This window comes from Actinomadura darangshiensis (assembly GCF_004349235.1).
GTDB classification, from domain to species: domain Bacteria; phylum Actinomycetota; class Actinomycetes; order Streptosporangiales; family Streptosporangiaceae; genus Spirillospora; species Spirillospora darangshiensis.
In genome coordinates, this window is the sequence record NZ_SMKY01000220.1 from 1 (window position 1) to 15,282 (window position 15,282).

Genomic DNA, 15,282 nt, shown 5'->3' on the forward strand with positions numbered 1-15,282 from the left:
GGGGAGGCGGCGAGGGTCGTGGGAAGAGCGCTCTCGGCGCAGATGTCGAGGAGGATCGCGAACTGGCGCGGGTCCTCGTCCGCCAGAAGTTCGTCGGCGTTCGACACGGTGAGGACGGGCCGGTCGAGGTCGCGCAGGCTGTCCAGGAACGCGTCCCAGTTGTGGCCGAAGTGGGCGGGGAACCCGAGAGCCCGCGCCGCCTCGCGGAAGAAGGCGGCGCGGGTCCGGCAGGTATGCCCGTCGATGACCGCGCCCGGCACCGGGTCGCTGGTCAGCGTCAGCCAGGGTGGCGGCGAGGTCATCCGGCGGGCCCCGTTCTAGGAGAGCTTGTAGAAGTCGGTGTAGTGGTTCGGGGAGAAGTAGACCGTGCCGCTGCTGCTGTGGACGATCCGGTAGGCGTCCCGGGAGGCGCCCTTCGCGCGCGAGTACACGTCGTACTCGTGGTAGGTGGCGCTGGCGGGGAGCTGCCCGTCGTAGTTGTGGTAGACGCCGCCGGTGTAGTTGTACTTGCCGTCAGGCCAGGAGTACCAGCCCGATGAGGACGGCCATCCCTTCCCCGCCCATACCGAGGCGGCGTCGCTGCCATCGGAGCAGCGTGAGACCGTGCAGGAGTCGTAGACGGTTGCGCTTGCGGGGACGTTGGCGGTGACGCCCATCGCGCAGGTCGCGGCGGCCAGGGTGACGGTCGCCCGCTTCGTCCAGGATGGTTGGGAGCGCTTGCTGAGCACAGGGCCTCCTGTGAACGAGAACCTCCGAGGGAGATCATCCCTCTTCCGTGACTGTAGCGTTTCACGCGAAAAGCAGGCTCTCCCGTCGGAAGAGCCTGCTTTGCGGCGGGTCAGTAGTTCGGGTTGTTGGTCTGGGGGATCTCGATGCTGATCGGGTAGTTCGCCCCGGACAGGATGAGCAGCACGCCCTGGCGGATGATCTCGTCGAAGACCCAGTAGACGTCCCGCAGCCCCTTGGGCGCCTTGGTGATGTCGAGGAGGCCCTCGCGGACGGCGACGAACGGCGGCCAGAGGTTCTCGAAGACCGGGTCCCACACCGGCTCCTCGGGGATCTTCAGCCAGGCGGCGATCTCGGCACCGAGCACGTACCGGGTGAGCGCGCCGAGGATGTGCTTGGTGAGGATGCCGCCGTCGACGAAGGCGGCGAGGTTGAGCAGCATGTCGGCGAGCTTGATGCCCTCGGGGGTGGGCGCCAGGATCGGGTCCAGCACCTGCGCGGCCTGGGCGTCGGCCTCGTCCCACGAGTTCGGGATGTACTCGTCCAGGATGCCGAGCATGTGCGCGGTCAGCTGCCAGGAGTGCAGGAAGGCGGCGGACTCGTCGGCGGGGATCTTGATCCCCCACTTCGCCAGCTCCTTCATGACGGTCGTGGGCAGGCTGTGCCAGGTGACCATCATGTCGGCCTGGCTGATCGGGATCTTCTCGTCGGCGACCTTGGTCCAGTACGCCGACTTCGGCAGCAGGTGCCGGACGCCGGCGTGCGCCAGCCGCGTCTTGACGCAGGTCACGATCATCTCGCCGTCGGGCGCGAACGCCTTCTCGGTGCCGATGTCGTAGCCGAGCTTGGCGGTCTTGGTGATGCGGTCCCGCATGTCCGCACCGCCCTTGGAGTAGTAGACCGCGCGGGCCTCGTGCGGGATGGCCGTGCTCATCATCCCGCTGGCGAAGCCGTAGGTGACGCCGAGGTAGAGTCCGCGCTTCTGGTTGAACTCGAAGGCCTTGGCGAGCTTGCCCTGGTCCGCCCAGGACGGCAGCGCGCGGGCGTCCTCGATGAAGGCGCGCAGCTCGGCGGGCAGCCCGGCGGGCAGCGCCTGGCCGTTCTTGGTCCAGGTCTTCAGCAGCTTGTTGATCTCGGTGACGTCGGCGCCGTCGAGCAGGGAGGCGACGAGCGGGTCGGCCGCCTCGTCCCACACCCACTTCGGGTCGGCGCCCTTGCCCGCGCCCACGACCGAGCCCTTGGGGGACCACGTCCACAGTGAGTTCGCCCTCGCGGGCGTCGCGACGGTCAGCGCACCGAGTGCGCCCAACGTCCCGCCCGCCATGAGCACGTTCCGCCTGCTGGGTTTCTCCATGCCTTCGCTCCTCCTCGGGGCCGAGAGCGCTTCCTGATACGATGAAACAAGGTTCGCATCCGCGTATCAGTACCAGCGGCACTCATGACAGCACACCGTGAGGGCCATCACAAGACCCAACGTGACGAACGTTCGCGATTGGGACAGAATCATCGTCCGGGAGGCGATCGTGGAACCCGTGCTGTCCTTCATCGCGGCGGCCCCGGAGCGGGAGTCGCTGCTCGAACGCGCCTACGTCGACGCCGTCGAGCACGCCGGCGACCCGGACGAGTCCATCTCGCGCATCCTCGACGCGGCCTACGAGCAGTTCTCCCGGATGGGCATCCAGCGGTCCACCATGGAGGACGTAGCCCGGCGGGCCGGGGTCTCGCGGATCACCGTCTACCGGCGGTTCGCCACCAAGGACGCGCTCGTCGAGCAGGTGGTGCGCCGGGAGTTCCGCCGGTACTTCGACCGGTTCCTGGCCGACATCCGGCGGGCCGAGACGGCCGCCGACCGGGTGGTGCTGGGCTTCGTGAGCTCGCTGCGCGCGATCCGCGGCAACCCGCTGATCGGCGGCCTGATGGCCACCGAGCCGGACACGGTCGTGCCCTCGATGATCAACGACGGCGGGCGGACCGTGGCCGTCGTGCGGCGGTTCGTCGCGGGGCAGCTCCGCCGGGAGCAGCACGCCGGCACTGTCTCCGGCGACCTGGACGTCGACTTCGTGGCCGAGATGATGGTCCGGATCTCCGCGTCCTTCCTTGCGATCCCCAGCCACCTCGTCGACCTCGACGACGACGACCAACTGGCCGCGATCGCCCGGCGCTTCCTCGTCCCCATGCTGGAACCCCGCAACCCCTGACCGCGGGCGGGAGCCGGCCGGCCTACCTCGCGCCGAGCCGTGTTCGGGCTTGGTCTTTCAGCAGGACGGCGAAGCCGTCGAGGTGGCGTGCGAGGCCGTACTCGAACAGTCCGTCCAGGTCCGATGTCGTTTCCTCTTGGATCGTCGCCAGCAGTGGGTACCGTCCGCTGTGGAGGAGATCGCCGGCGCGCTTCCGCTGTTCCAGCCGCCAAAGGGCGAGCGGTACTCCGGTCTCCTGTTCCGCTTCGGCTTCGTCCGCCATGGACAGGGCGACGGTGATGACCAGCCGGTGCAGCGTGAGCGCTTCTTGGAACCGTGTCGCCATGGGAAGCCCGAGCCCGTCGAGTGCGCGCAGGATCCACTCGGTGTGCGTCAGCATGGTGGGCACGAGCAGCGGACGAGTGAACGAGACGGCCCTAGGCAGCCAGAGGTGCCGCCGGCACAGCTCCCATTCCTGGCGGGAGATCAGTTCGAGCTTGGCCCGCCACCCCTCCGGTCCGGCGGCGGGGAGCTCTGACTCGCGGAAGGTCTCGTCGGCCATCTGCTCCACGAGGTCGTCCTTGTTCGCCACGTGCCGGTAGAGCGACATCGGGCCGACGCCGAGTTCGGCCGCCAGCCGCCGCATGGTCAGCGCGTCGAGCCCCTCGGTGTCGGCGATCGCGATGGCGGTGCTGAGAACGTGCTTGCGGTCGAGTACCCGCTTGGCGGGCCCGGCCGGCGGCGGGTTCGCCGGCGAACCCGCGCCGCCCGGCGGTTTCCGGTCCGGCTGCGCCTTGACCACCGAGCCGGAACCGACCTTCGCCTCGATCAGCCCTTCCTCGCGGAGGGTCGCGATCACCTTGGTCGCGGTCGCGATCGCGACACCCCACCGCTGGGCGATCTGCCGGACGGAGGGCACCCGGTCGCCGGGCCGCAGATCGCCGGTCAGGATCCGGGCCCCGATCTCGGTCACGATCCGCCGGTAGGGCGGATCCGGTCGCTGTGATGACGACGACACAGGGCTCTCCGATCCATCGGCGACGTCGCTGCCGACCGACAGTGTACTAGTTCAATAATCGCAATACCAGTACACTTCGTTTCGCGGATAAAACGCACCCATGCTGCGTGTCTGTACGGCGTCGATACCTTGTACGCATGACATCAAATACGTCGTACGCAACCGTACGGCAAGCGGATGCCACGGACGAGCAGGTCGTGGTGGACGTCCTCACGGAGGCGTTCACCAACGACCCCCTCGTCTGCTGGCTCTTCCCGGACGCGGACGAGCGAGGCCGCCTCCAGGCGCACTTCTACCGTCCCCTGATCAACCACCCTGACGGCGAGGCGTACCTGGCCGGCCAGGACGAGGGCGCCTCGGTCTGGCTGACGCCGGCCGCAGGCCGGACGGCCGATGAGGAGCAGGGGGAGCGGGGCTCGGTCTTCGGTGAGAGCGGCGCGCGGTTGCGGGCGCTGGGGCAGGCACTGGCCGAGCGGCACCCCGATAGCGAGCCGCACCTCTATCTCCCATGCATGGGGGTGGTGAGCGGAAGGCAGGGCGCCGGACTCGGCTCGGCGCTGCTGCGGCACCGGCTGGAGCGGGCCGACCGTGACGGGCTCGCCGCGTATCTGGAGGCGAGTTCTCCCCGGAGCCGCGCCCTCTACCAGCGGCATGGGTTCGAGGACCTGGGCGAACCGGTCCAGGTGGAGGACAGCCCGCTTCTGTGGCCGATGTGGCGGCGGCCGGCAATCCACGGCAGCAAGGGAGAACAGCGATGACGACGAAGCAGCCGACCCTGGTGTTCATCCACGGCACCAACGCCCCCTCGTTCATGTGGTCGGGTCTGATCGGCGAACTCGCCCTGCGCGGGCACCGAGGGGTGGCCGTCGACCTTCCGGGCCACGGGAACGAAGCGGTCGTTCCGCGTGCGTACCAGGCCCCGCAGGACCTGGAGGCGCTGGCGACCGAGCCGTCGCCGCTCGCCGGGTTCACCATCGACGACTACGTCGAGCGCGTCGTGGACGTGGTGCGCCGCGCATACCGCCACGGGCCGGTGATCCTCGCCGGCGCCAGCCAGGGCGGCGTCACCGTCAGCAGGGTCGGCAACGCCGTCCCCGACCTGCTCGACCGGGTCGTCTACGTCGCGGCCTACTGCTGCGTGGACCTGCCGACCCTGACCGCGTACCTCACCACGCCCGAGAACGAGGACAGCCTGCTCCCCCAGGTGACCCAGGCGCTGGTCGCCGATCCGGCGACCCTGGGAGTGACCCGCATCAATTGGCGCACGGCCGACCCGGCGGTGATCCGCGGCATCAAGGAATGCCTCGCCGGCGACTTCACCGACGAGGCGGTGAGCCGGCTGCTCCATTGGCTTGAGCCGGACGAGACCGCCGCCATCCCCCTGTCCGAGGCCCGCGGCGAGGCGGAGACCTGGGGCCGGATCCCGCGCACCTATGTGCGATTCACCCGCGACCGGCTGATTCCGCTCGCGCTGCAGGACCGGTTCATCGCCGAGGCCGACCGCCTCACCCCGGACAACCCGACCGACGTGCGAAGCGTCGCGGCACCCCACGTGGGGCCGTTCGACCGGTCGGAACTGGTGGAGATCTTCTCCGATCTAGCGGCTCCGTGACTCTCGTGAAAGGAGACTCGATGTCCACGACCTTGGACGCTCCGCCGGCTCGGGCCGTCCGTCCGTCCGGCAGTGACTTCGCCCCGTTGGCGCGGCGCGTCCGCGACAGCGGGCTACTGGACCGGCGCCGCGGCTACTACGCGCGGGCGATCGGCCTGAACCTGGCCGCCACCGCCGCGCTGTGGGCGGCGGTGGCCTGGGCAGGGGACGGCTGGTGGACGGTCCTGCTCGGCATCCCGCTGGCGGTGGCAGCTGCCCGGACGGCCTTCCTGGGCCATGACTCGGGGCACCGGCAGATCGCGCGGAGCGCCCGCGCGAACCGGTGGCTGGGGCTGCTGCTCGGCAACCTGCTGCTGGGGATGGGGAGCGGCTGGTGGAACGACAAGCACAACCGGCATCACGCGAACCCGAACCATGTCGGCAAGGACCCCGACGTGGGGGAGGGTGTGCTCGCGTGGACGGAGGAGCAGGCGGCAGGCAAGCGGGGTGCGCTGCGGTGGGTGGCGCGGCATCAGGCGGCGTTGTTCTTTCCGCTGCTGACGCTGGAGGGCGTGAATCTGAAGATCGGCAGTGTGCTGTTCCTGCGGGGGCGGTCGCGTCGTGACCAGGTGGTGGAGGGTGGTCTGCTGCTCGTTCACGCGGTCGGGTATTTGGTGCTGGTGTTCTCGCTGCTTCCGGTGGGTCAGGCGCTGGCGCTGATGGCGTTGCAGCATGCGCTGTTCGGGGTGCATCTGGGTGCGGTGTTCGCGCCCAACCACAAGGGGATGGCGATGCCCGAGCCGGGCGAGCGGTGGGGTCATCTGCGTCGGCAGGTGCTGACGTCGCGGAACGTGCGCGGCGGTGTGGTGACCGACTGGCTGATGGGCGGCCTGAACTACCAGATCGAGCACCACCTGTTCCCAGGGATCCCGCGGTGCAACCTGCGGAGCGTCCGGCCGCTGGTGCGCGAGCACTGCGCGGCTGTCGGAATGACCTACACGGAGACGGGCCTGCTGACGTCCTACCGGGACGCACTGCGGCACATGCGTGAGGTGGCGGAACAAGGCACCACAGAGAGGGGCATGACATGAAGGTCCGGAACCGGCGCCTGCCACTGGCGCTGCTCGCACTGACCGGAATGGTGGGCGCCGTGACGTCGTGCGCCGATGACGAACCCGCGGCGCTCCGCGCGGTGGAACAGACCGGGGTGGCGGACAAGGCTCCCAATGATGTCGTCCGAACCGAGTACGGACCGGTGCGCGGCAAGGCGGACGGGAACGTCCGCGTCTTCCAGGGCATCCCCTACGCCGCGCCGCCGGTGGGCGGCCTGCGCTGGACGCCTCCCCGGCCGCCGTCGCCGTGGCAGACCGTGCGGGACGCGACGAAGCCTGGCCCGGCGTGCCCGCAGAACCCTGGCGAGATCCCCAGCGGAAGCAAGAACGAGGACTGCCTCAACCTCAACGTGACCGTGCCTGCCGGTGCCCCGTCCAAGCCCAGGCCGGTGGTCGTGTGGGTGCCCGGCGGCGGCTACTACATGGGTGCGGGAAGCAACTACGGCGCCCAGCGGATGGCGGCCAAGGGCGACGTCGTCGTCGTGTCCGTCAACTACCGGCTCGGCGTGTTCGGCTTCTTCGGCCACCCCGGGCTGGAGGGCTCCGGAACGTACGGCCTGAAGGACCAGCAGGCCGCCCTGTCCTGGGTCCAGCGCAACATCGCCGGATTCGGCGGGGACCCCCGCAACGTCACGTTCGCCGGCCAGTCCGCCGGTGCGATCAGCGGCTGCGCGCACCTCACGTCGCCGAGCGCGAAGGGGCTGTTCGGCAAGGCCGTCCTGGAGAGCGGGGCCTGCTCCCACGGCTGGCTCGAGAACTTCGACTACCGCAAGCAGCCGGCCGGGGACATCCTCCAGCCGCTCGCGGCCGTCCAGGCGCATGGCCGGGAGACCGCCGCCGGCCTCGGCTGCACCGGCGACGACCAGGCGGTCATCGCCTGCCTGCGCGGGCTGCCCGTGGACAAGCTGCTGCCGGTACTGGGGAAGTACATCTATCCGGCATACGGCACCGATGTGCTGCCGCAGCGGCCTTCCGACGCGCTGCGCGCCGGGCGCTACCACCACATGCCGGTGCTGTCGGGGAACACCCGCGACGAGGCCACCCAGAGCACGGCGATCTACGACGACGCGGGCGGCGGCCAGCGCAAGCCCATGACCGAGCAGACCTTCAATGCGGTGATGGCCGAGACGTTCGGCAAGGACGAGGCGGCGGTCCGGGCCGAGTACCCGCGCTCGTCCTACGACTCGGCCGCGCTGGCCTGGTCGGCGATCGCCACCGACCGCAAGTGGGCGTACACGCAGTACGCCATGTCCCGGACGCTCTCCCGGCAGGTGCCGGTGTACCAGTTCGAGTTCGCCGACCCGAACCCGCCCGCGCTGTCGCCCGCGCCGCCGAAGATGCCGATGGGCGCCCAGCACGCCTCCGAGCTGTGGTACCTGTTCGACCTCGGCGGCATGCCGCCCAAGCTCGACGCCGAGCAGCAGCGGCTCGCCGACCAGATGATCGGCTACTGGACGGGCTTCGCGGCGTCGGGCGACCCGGCGAGGGACGGCGGCCCCGCGTGGCCGAGGTTCACGACGGCCGGCGGACGCACCCCGCACGTCCAGTCCCTCGCTCCGGGCGACGGCGGCATCCGCCCGGTCGACCTGGCCGCCGAGCACCACCTCGCCTTCTGGGCGAAGATGGCGAAGCCCGGCCGTCCCTAGGCCGGACTACGAGCGGCGGAGGCCGCGGAGGGCGTTGCCTTCCGTCGACAGGTAGCCGCGCCGGTAGTCGAAGCGGGGGGCGTCGGTGAACATGAGGTACCAGTACTTCATCTGCTCGGACCACCAGTAGCCCGAGGTGAGGTCGCCGTGCTTCACGGGCGAGACGGTGACGTCGTCGATGACCGTCCAGCCGTTGGGGACGCGGGAGTGCTTCTTCTGCCGCACGTAGTAGTCGTAGGCCAGTTCCCGGTAGCGCTCTCCCGCAGGACGGTTCGGCCCCGCGGTGAGCCACAGGTTGAAGCAGGAGTCGACGTACTCCGGCCGGAGCTGGTTGCCCTTCGCGGTCGCGGTCCCGGACGAGGGGTCATAGCCCTCGGGCAGCACCGGGAACCGGTCGAGCACGGAGGCCCACGAGGCGAGATAGGAGTCGCCGAGCCGCCGGTGGCCGCTCTGGCCGAGCAGTCCCGCGTAGAACGAGCCGAGTTCGGACTGCTCGGTCGAGACCGTCCCGCCGTCGTCCTTGTCGACCTGGGCGAACCACAGGTGGCCGTCGATGGTGGTGGACTCGTGCTTGAGAATGGCCCGGGTCAACGTCCTGTAAAGGTCGCGGAACTCGCGGTCGCCGAACAGGTCCCACGCATCCCAGACGTATTCGTAGAACGAGTCGACCGGCGGATGGATCGTCGCGGTGCCGTTGACCCACTCGCCGGTCTCGACATTGATCTCCGTGCCGAGAAGGCCGAGTTCGGAACGCCGGTCGAGCACCGCTTTCATCGCTTTCCTGGCCGCCCGGTGGTACCGCGGGTCGCCGGTCAGCCGGGACAGCGTGCCGAACTCGGCGATGATGGTGCCGACCTCCGCCAGCGGGTTGGTGACCCCGCTGATCTCGCCCGTGCTCGGGTTGACGCGGCGGTACGGGATACCCGTCGGCGACCGGTCGAAGCAGGGCATCAGGATGTCGGCGATCCGCCGGGCGTGCCGGAGCAGTGCCCGGTCGCCCGTGGCGAGGTAACCGGAGAGCAGGCCGCCCACCATCCGGATGTTGGTCTCGAAAACCTGGACATCGGCGTTGACCGCACCGAAGTCGAGGTTCTTCTTCACCCAATCGACGCCCTCGGCCAGTTCCCTGTCGAGCCCCATCAGATAGAGCGTGTCGAGGGCCTCGACAATGGTGAGCCCCACGGGATGGGCGTCGTCGAAGAACTCGCCATGCCCGCCGCTCACCGGAAGCAGATGGTCGTGTCCCCAGGCGAGCCTTTTATAGGCGTTCCAGGTGTGCAGCATTTCGCGGCGCACGTCCTGCGCGACGGGACGCCAGTCCCGCCGGCCCGCCTGGCCGGGGGCCGCATGCGCCACACCTGGTGGCAGAGCGCCGGCGGCCACGAGACCCGCCGAGATCGCAAGGACTCTTCTGCGCGCGATGGGGGAGCGAGATCGCACTTCTCACCGTCCGGGACGACGACGCTGTTGATCAAGTAACTCGTACCACCGCCCGGGACCCGTGACCACCAACGTGACCACAAACGGCCTACGTGGGCGGGCAGGCGCGAAGGGCTACGGCGTTGTGGGTGAAGCGTTGGCGGTAGGTGGTGGCGGAGAGGCCGTAGTGGGCCTTGAAGCGGCGGGCGAAGTAGTTCTGGTCCGCCCAGCCGACGGCCTGGCCGATCTGGGTGACGGACTGGTCGGTGTGCAGCAGCAGCGAGGCTGCGGTCTCGACGCGGTGCTGGGCCAGGTAGGCCATCGGCGGGAGGCCGGTCGTGGTCTTGAAGATCCGCACCAGGTAGCGGGCGGACAGGTGCAGTTCGGCGGCGAGTTCGGTGAGCGTCCAGCGGTGGGCCAGGCGCGCCTCCAGGAGCCGCATCGCCTGCACGACCGCCGGGTGGGACGGCCCTGAGCCGGGGGCGCGCTGTTCGGCGACGGCGCGGGCCAGGTGGCTGAGGAACAGGGTGAGCCGTCCGATGATGTCGCCGCGGTGCTGGTCGATGCTCTGGTGGCTGAGCCGGTCCAGTGCGTCCAGGTGAACGACAGATGCTTTGAGCGATTGTGCATCGAGGTGGGCGGTGAGCATGCCGCGGCGCTGCATGGAGTTGGGCGCGGTCCACAGGAGGTAGCCGAGCAGGGGGTCCTCGCGCGTCCAGGCGAGTTCGCGGTGCAGGAGCTCGGTGCTGAAGCAGCAGTTGTACAGGTCGAGGCTCTGGCAGTCCTCGTAGCCGTGCCAGACGCCTGGCCGCAGCAGGATGACCTCCCCGACCTGGAGGTCTCTGCGCCCGTCGAGGGACCGGTGCGTCCCCTGGCCGCCGGTGACCACGGCGATCTCCATGAAGCTGTGCGTGTGGACCTCGGCGCGGTCCTCGTGGATGTAGTGGCCCGCGTAGGCCAGGGAGCCGTCGGTGAAGTACAGCAGCCCCTTGGCCGTCCCGACCGGTGGTTCCTCCATGGCGGGCACCCTAACCCGGTTCGCTCTCGTCGAGATGAGGTGAACATCGTGCTACCGCAGGGCCATTGCGGGCTATCGGCCTCCATGGCGGCGGGCGCACGATCCCTCCTTAGCCGGTGACGTTCGCCGTGCACGTGAGCGCATGGTGTTGGGAGGTGCTGATGTCCGTACAGCGGGCGCGGACGCCCTGGTGGTTCGTGCTTCCCGCCCTCGCCCTGTACGCGTTCGTGGTGCTGGTGCCGAGCGTCAAGGGGGCGGGGCTCGCGTTCACCGACTGGGACGGGCTGAGCCCGGCCAAGCATTTCGTGGGCCTCGGCAACTTCCGGCAGATGTGGTCGGATCCGGCGGCGCGCGGTGCGCTCCGCCAGACGCTGATCATCGCGGTGGCGATCACCGTGGTCCAGAACGCGCTGGGGCTGGCGCTGGCGATGGGCGTGCACAGCCTGGTGAAGAGCCGGTTCGTGCTGCGGGTACTGCTGTTCGCGCCGGCGGTGATGACGCCGGTCGTCACCGCGGCGCTGTGGAAGTACATGCTGGCGCCCGACGGCGCGGTCAACAGCCTGCTGGACGGTGTCGGCCTCGGTTCCTGGCAGCAGAACTGGCTCGGCCAAGGGAATCTGGCCCTGGGCAGCGTCATCGGCGTCATCGTCTGGCAGTTCGCCGGCTATTCGATGGTCATCTTCCTGGCCGGGCTGCAGAGCATCCCCGCCGAGATCCTGGAGGCCGCGGCGGTCGACGGAGCGAGCGCCTGGCAGCGGTTCCGCGGCATCGTGCTGCCGCTGCTCGCGCCCGCGACGACCATCAACCTGATGCTGTCGATCATCGGCGGGCTGAAGCTGTTCGACCAGGTGTGGGTGATGACCGCCGGCGGGCCGGGCAGCTCGACCGAGACCCTGTCGACGCTCCTCTACAAGAACGCCTTCCAGTTCAACGAGTACGGCTACAGCGTCGCGATCGCCATCGTCCTGACGGTCTTCGTCGCGGTCATCTCCAGCGGCCAGTACGGGCTGCTGCGGCGGCAGGAGAAGGCGGCGGCCCGGTGAACCGCTATACGGCGCGCACCCTCCTGCGCGAGATCCTGATGGTCGCGGTCACCGCCGTCCTGGCGTTCCCGCTGTACGTGCTGGTCAACCTGTCGCTGCGGGACCCGCGCGACGGCTCCTCGGTGATCATGCCGACGACGTCCCCGACGCTGCGGAACTACGCCGACGCGTGGCGGGACGCCGGACTGGCCGGCGCCATCGTCAACAGCGTCGTCGTCACCGCGCTGAGCGTCGCATTGATCGTGGTGCTGGCGGCCATGGCCGCCTACCCGCTCGCCCGGGTGACTGCCCGCTGGTCGCGATGGCTGTTCCTGCTGGTCATGCTCGGGCTGCTGCTGCCGTTCCAGCTGGCGCTGCTGCCGCTGTACCAGACCATTCGCGACCTGCACCTGCTGGGCACGCTGTGGTCGCTGGTGCTGTTCTACAGCGGCCTCCAGATCCCGTTCGCGACCTTCCTCTACGTGGGGTTCCTGCGGGCGATCCCGCGCGACTACGAGGAGGCCGCGCTCATCGACGGCGCCCACCCGGTCCAGGTCTTCTGGCGCGTCCTGTTCCCGCTGCTCCGCCCCGTCACCGGGACGGTGATCATCCTGAACGCCATCTTCGTCTGGAACGACTTCCTGACCCCCTTCCTCTACCTCAGCGGCAGTGACCAGCAGACCATCCCCGTCGCCGTCTTCGGCTTCCTCGGGCAGTACGTCTCGCAATGGAACCTGGTCTTCGCCGGGCTGGTCCTGGCGATGCTCCCGATCCTGGCCGTCTACTTCCTCATGCAGCGGCACATCATCAAGGGCTTCGCCGGAGGACTCAAAGGATGACCGTGGTGACCGATTCCGCGTTGACCCCTTACGGGCTGACCTGCGAGATGCTCGACGAGCCGCTCGGCCTGGACGAGCCGTCCCCCCGGCTGTCCTGGAAGCTGCGTTCGGCGCGGCGCGGCGACGTCCAGAGCGCCTACCGGCTCACCGTCGCGCTCACCGAAGCCGATCTGGGATCCGGACGCCTCATCTGGGACACCGGTCGCGTCACCGGTCCCGGCACGCTGCTGGTGCCCTACGACGGTCCGCCGTTGCAGTCGTCGACCCGCTACCACTGGCGCGTCACCGTCTGGGACGCGCGCGGCGAGGAGACCGCCCCCGCCGGCTCGTGGTTCGAGACGGGACTGCTGCACCCGGACGAGTGGCAGGCGGTGTGGATCGCCCGTGACCGGGACGCGGCGCCGCCCCAGGATCCGCCGGCGGCGCAAGACCGCTCGGAGAGGACCCGGCACCTGACGTACTGCCCGCACCTGCGGCGCGCCTTCACCATCGGCAAGCCCCTGGTGAGAGCACGCGCGTACGTCAGCGCGCGGGGCCTGTACGAGCTGCGCCTGAACGGCCGCCGCGTCGGCGACGCGGAGCTCGCCCCCGGCTGGACCGAGTACCGCCATCGCGTGCCGTACCAGACCTACGACGTCGGCGACCTGCTGCACGAGGGCGAGAACGCGATCGGCGCGATCCTGGCCGACGGCTGGTGGAGCGGCTTCGTCGGCTTCGACTCGCGGCGGCAGGCCCAGCACTACGGCGACGCACCGCAGCTGATCGTCCGGCTTCTCCTGGACTTCGCCGACGGCTCGCGCCGCTGGGTGGCCTCGGACGGCGAGTGGCGCGAGCACGCCGGTCCCATCAGGTACTCCGACATGCTCATGGGCGAGTACGTCGACGCGCGCCGCGACCTGCCCGGCTGGGACGAGCCCGGCTACGACGACCACGACTGGACGCCGGTGGTGGTCGCCGGCTCGGGCACGGACGTCCTGGAGGCCGCGGCGGACCGTCCCGTCCGGGTACTGGACGAGCTTCCGGCCCGCTCGGTGGAACGCCGCCCGGACGGCGGGTTCATCGTCGACCTGGGGCAGAACATGGTGGGACGCGTCCGGCTGACCGTCCGCGGCGCGCCCGCCGGGCAGCGGATCCGGGTGCGGCACGCCGAGATCCTCGACGACGGCGGACTCTACGTCGACAACCTGCGGACGGCCGAGGCCACCGACGTCTACGTGACAGCCGGACGCGGCGTCGAGGTGTTCGAGCCGCGCTTCACCTTCCACGGTTTCCGCTACGCCGAGGTCACCGGGTACCCCGGCGACCTCGTGCCCGCCGACGTCACCGGACGCGTCCTGCACAGCGACACCCCGTGGACCGGCGAGTTCGCCTGCTCGGACGAGACCGTCACGCGGCTGCAGTCCAACATCCGCTGGGGCCAGCGCGGCAACTTCGTGTCCGTCCCGACCGACTGCCCGCAGCGCGACGAGCGGCTCGGCTGGCTCGCCGACGCGCAGGTGTTCCTGCCGACCGCGTGCCGCAACGCCGACGTGTCGGCGTTCTTCGCCCGCTGGATGCGGGACGTGGTCGACGCCCAGCACGCCGACGGGGCGTTCCCCGACGTCGTCCCGGAAATCTGCATGACGCGCGAGGGGGCGCCCGCCTGGGGCGACGGCGGAGTGATCATCCCCTGGCACCTGTACCGGGAGTACGGCGACCGGCGGGTGCTCGAACGCGCCTTTCCCGCCATGAAGGCGTGGGTCGACCACGTCCACCGCGCGAACCCCGGCCTGCTGTGGCGCCACCGTGTCGGCAACCACTACGGCGACTGGCTCCAGGTCAACGCCGAAACCCCGCGAGACGTCGTGGCGACCGCGTACTTCGCCCGCAGCGCCGAACTGGTCGCCCGCACCGCCGAAGTCCTCGGCGCCGAGCCCGACGCGAAGCACTACGACGCCCTCCACACCGCCATCCGGGACGCGTTCATCGACGCCTTCGTCGACACCGCCGAAGGGCGGGTGGCAGGCGGCACCCAGACCGGCTACCTGCTGGCCCTGGCGTTCGGCCTGCTCCCCGAACGGGCGATACCGGCCGCGGTGGACCGGCTCGCCGCCGACATCGAGGCCCGCGACCACCACCTGACCACCGGTTTCGTCGGCGTGGCGCTGCTGTGCCCGGTCCTCGCGGCGCACGGCCGCGAGGACCTCGCCTACGCCCTGCTGCACCAGGACACGTTCCCGTCTTGGGCGTACTCGATCCGGCACGACGCCACCACGATCTGGGAGCGCTGGGACGGCTGGACCGAGGAGCACGGCATCAAGCCGCCCGCGATGAACTCCTTCAACCACTACAGCCTCGGCTCGGTCGGCGAATGGCTGTACGGCGGAGTCGCCGGCATCGGCCAGGCCCCCGGCTCGCTCGCCTACCGGGACCTGCGGTTCGCGCCCGCCGTCGGCGGCGGGCTCACCTGGGCCCGCGCCCGGCAGGAGACCGCGCGCGGGACCGTCGAGTGCGGCTGGTCGCTCGAAGCGGGGGAGGTGCGGATCCGGGTCGCCGTCCCGCCCGGCGCCGACGCCACGCTGACCGTCCCGACCGAGGCTCCGGACGGTGTGCGCCAGGACGGCGCCCCGGTGCGCGACGCCCACGTTGTCGAACGCTCGGACCGGTCCCTGACCGTCCGCCTCGGCAGCGGCACGCACGACTTCACCGCGACGCCCCCCGCCGCCGTCCGATCC

General features: G+C 70.1%; 14 protein-coding genes. 8 read left to right on the top strand and 6 right to left on the bottom strand.

Features of this window, described 5'->3' with window-relative positions; genetic code table 11:
• The 3 genes from E1293_RS33775 to E1293_RS33785 form a co-directional block, all read right to left on the bottom strand.
• Positions 1 to 302 (bottom strand): barstar family protein (locus tag E1293_RS33775; RefSeq protein WP_165978515.1); only part of this gene is annotated, 302 nt, incomplete at its 3' end.
• 15 nt (positions 303 to 317) lie between these two features.
• Positions 318 to 728: a ribonuclease domain-containing protein gene (locus E1293_RS33780; RefSeq protein WP_207939245.1), complete on the bottom strand. Its 411-nt coding sequence runs from the start codon at positions 726 to 728 to the stop codon at positions 318 to 320.
• A 110-nt stretch (positions 729 to 838) separates the two neighbouring features.
• A complete protein-coding gene (locus E1293_RS33785; protein WP_132201888.1) occupies positions 839 to 2,080 on the bottom strand; it encodes an oxygenase MpaB family protein in 1,242 nt (413 codons plus the stop codon).
• 169 nt (positions 2,081 to 2,249) lie between these two features.
• Between E1293_RS33785 and E1293_RS33790 the strand changes: the two genes are divergently transcribed.
• A complete protein-coding gene (locus tag E1293_RS33790) occupies positions 2,250 to 2,924 on the top strand; it encodes a TetR/AcrR family transcriptional regulator (RefSeq protein ID WP_132201890.1) in 675 nt (224 codons plus the stop codon).
• Positions 2,925 to 2,946: 22 nt separating this feature from the next.
• On the opposite strand, the gene E1293_RS33795 is transcribed toward E1293_RS33790, so the two are convergent.
• A complete protein-coding gene (locus tag E1293_RS33795; protein WP_132201892.1) occupies positions 2,947 to 3,921 on the bottom strand; it encodes a GntR family transcriptional regulator in 975 nt (324 codons plus the stop codon).
• Between the two features lie 137 nt (positions 3,922 to 4,058).
• On the opposite strand from E1293_RS33795, the gene E1293_RS33800 reads away from it, so the two are divergent.
• From E1293_RS33800 to E1293_RS33815, 4 genes are read left to right on the top strand one after another with little or no spacing between them, the layout of a single operon-like run.
• Positions 4,059 to 4,679, top strand: coding sequence for a GNAT family N-acetyltransferase (locus E1293_RS33800; protein ID WP_132201894.1), 621 nt, complete (start codon positions 4,059 to 4,061; stop codon positions 4,677 to 4,679).
• Positions 4,676 to 5,533 carry an alpha/beta fold hydrolase gene (locus E1293_RS33805; RefSeq protein WP_132201896.1) on the top strand — a complete coding sequence of 286 codons (858 nt, stop codon included), beginning with the start codon at positions 4,676 to 4,678 and terminating at the stop codon, positions 5,531 to 5,533. Before E1293_RS33800 ends, E1293_RS33805 begins: the two co-directional genes overlap by 4 nt.
• A 20-nt stretch (positions 5,534 to 5,553) precedes the next feature.
• Entirely contained in the window at positions 5,554 to 6,603 is a 1,050-nt protein-coding gene (locus E1293_RS33810) for a fatty acid desaturase family protein (protein ID WP_132201898.1), read from the top strand.
• Positions 6,600 to 8,270: a carboxylesterase/lipase family protein gene (locus E1293_RS33815; protein WP_207939247.1), complete on the top strand. Its 1,671-nt coding sequence runs from the start codon at positions 6,600 to 6,602 to the stop codon at positions 8,268 to 8,270. Before E1293_RS33810 ends, E1293_RS33815 begins: the two co-directional genes overlap by 4 nt.
• A gap of 6 nt (positions 8,271 to 8,276) precedes the next feature.
• Here E1293_RS33815 and E1293_RS33820 read toward each other — a convergent pair whose 3' ends face one another.
• Positions 8,277 to 9,626, bottom strand: coding sequence for a glycoside hydrolase family 47 protein (locus E1293_RS33820; protein ID WP_207939248.1), 1,350 nt, complete (start codon positions 9,624 to 9,626; stop codon positions 8,277 to 8,279).
• Positions 9,627 to 9,798: 172 nt separating this feature from the next.
• A complete protein-coding gene (locus E1293_RS33825; protein ID WP_132201902.1) occupies positions 9,799 to 10,707 on the bottom strand; it encodes an AraC family transcriptional regulator in 909 nt (302 codons plus the stop codon).
• A gap of 161 nt (positions 10,708 to 10,868) precedes the next feature.
• On the opposite strand from E1293_RS33825, the gene E1293_RS33830 reads away from it, so the two are divergent.
• The 3 genes from E1293_RS33830 to E1293_RS33840 form a co-directional block, all read left to right on the top strand.
• Positions 10,869 to 11,750 (top strand): carbohydrate ABC transporter permease, encoded by an 882-nt coding sequence (locus E1293_RS33830; protein ID WP_132201904.1) that lies wholly within the window; start codon positions 10,869 to 10,871, stop codon positions 11,748 to 11,750.
• Entirely contained in the window at positions 11,747 to 12,568 is an 822-nt protein-coding gene (locus E1293_RS33835; RefSeq protein WP_132201906.1) for a carbohydrate ABC transporter permease, read from the top strand. Before E1293_RS33830 ends, E1293_RS33835 begins: the two co-directional genes overlap by 4 nt.
• A gap of 5 nt (positions 12,569 to 12,573) precedes the next feature.
• The coding region (locus E1293_RS33840) for an alpha-L-rhamnosidase (protein WP_132201908.1) at positions 12,574 to 15,282 on the top strand (2,709 nt) is incomplete at its 3' end.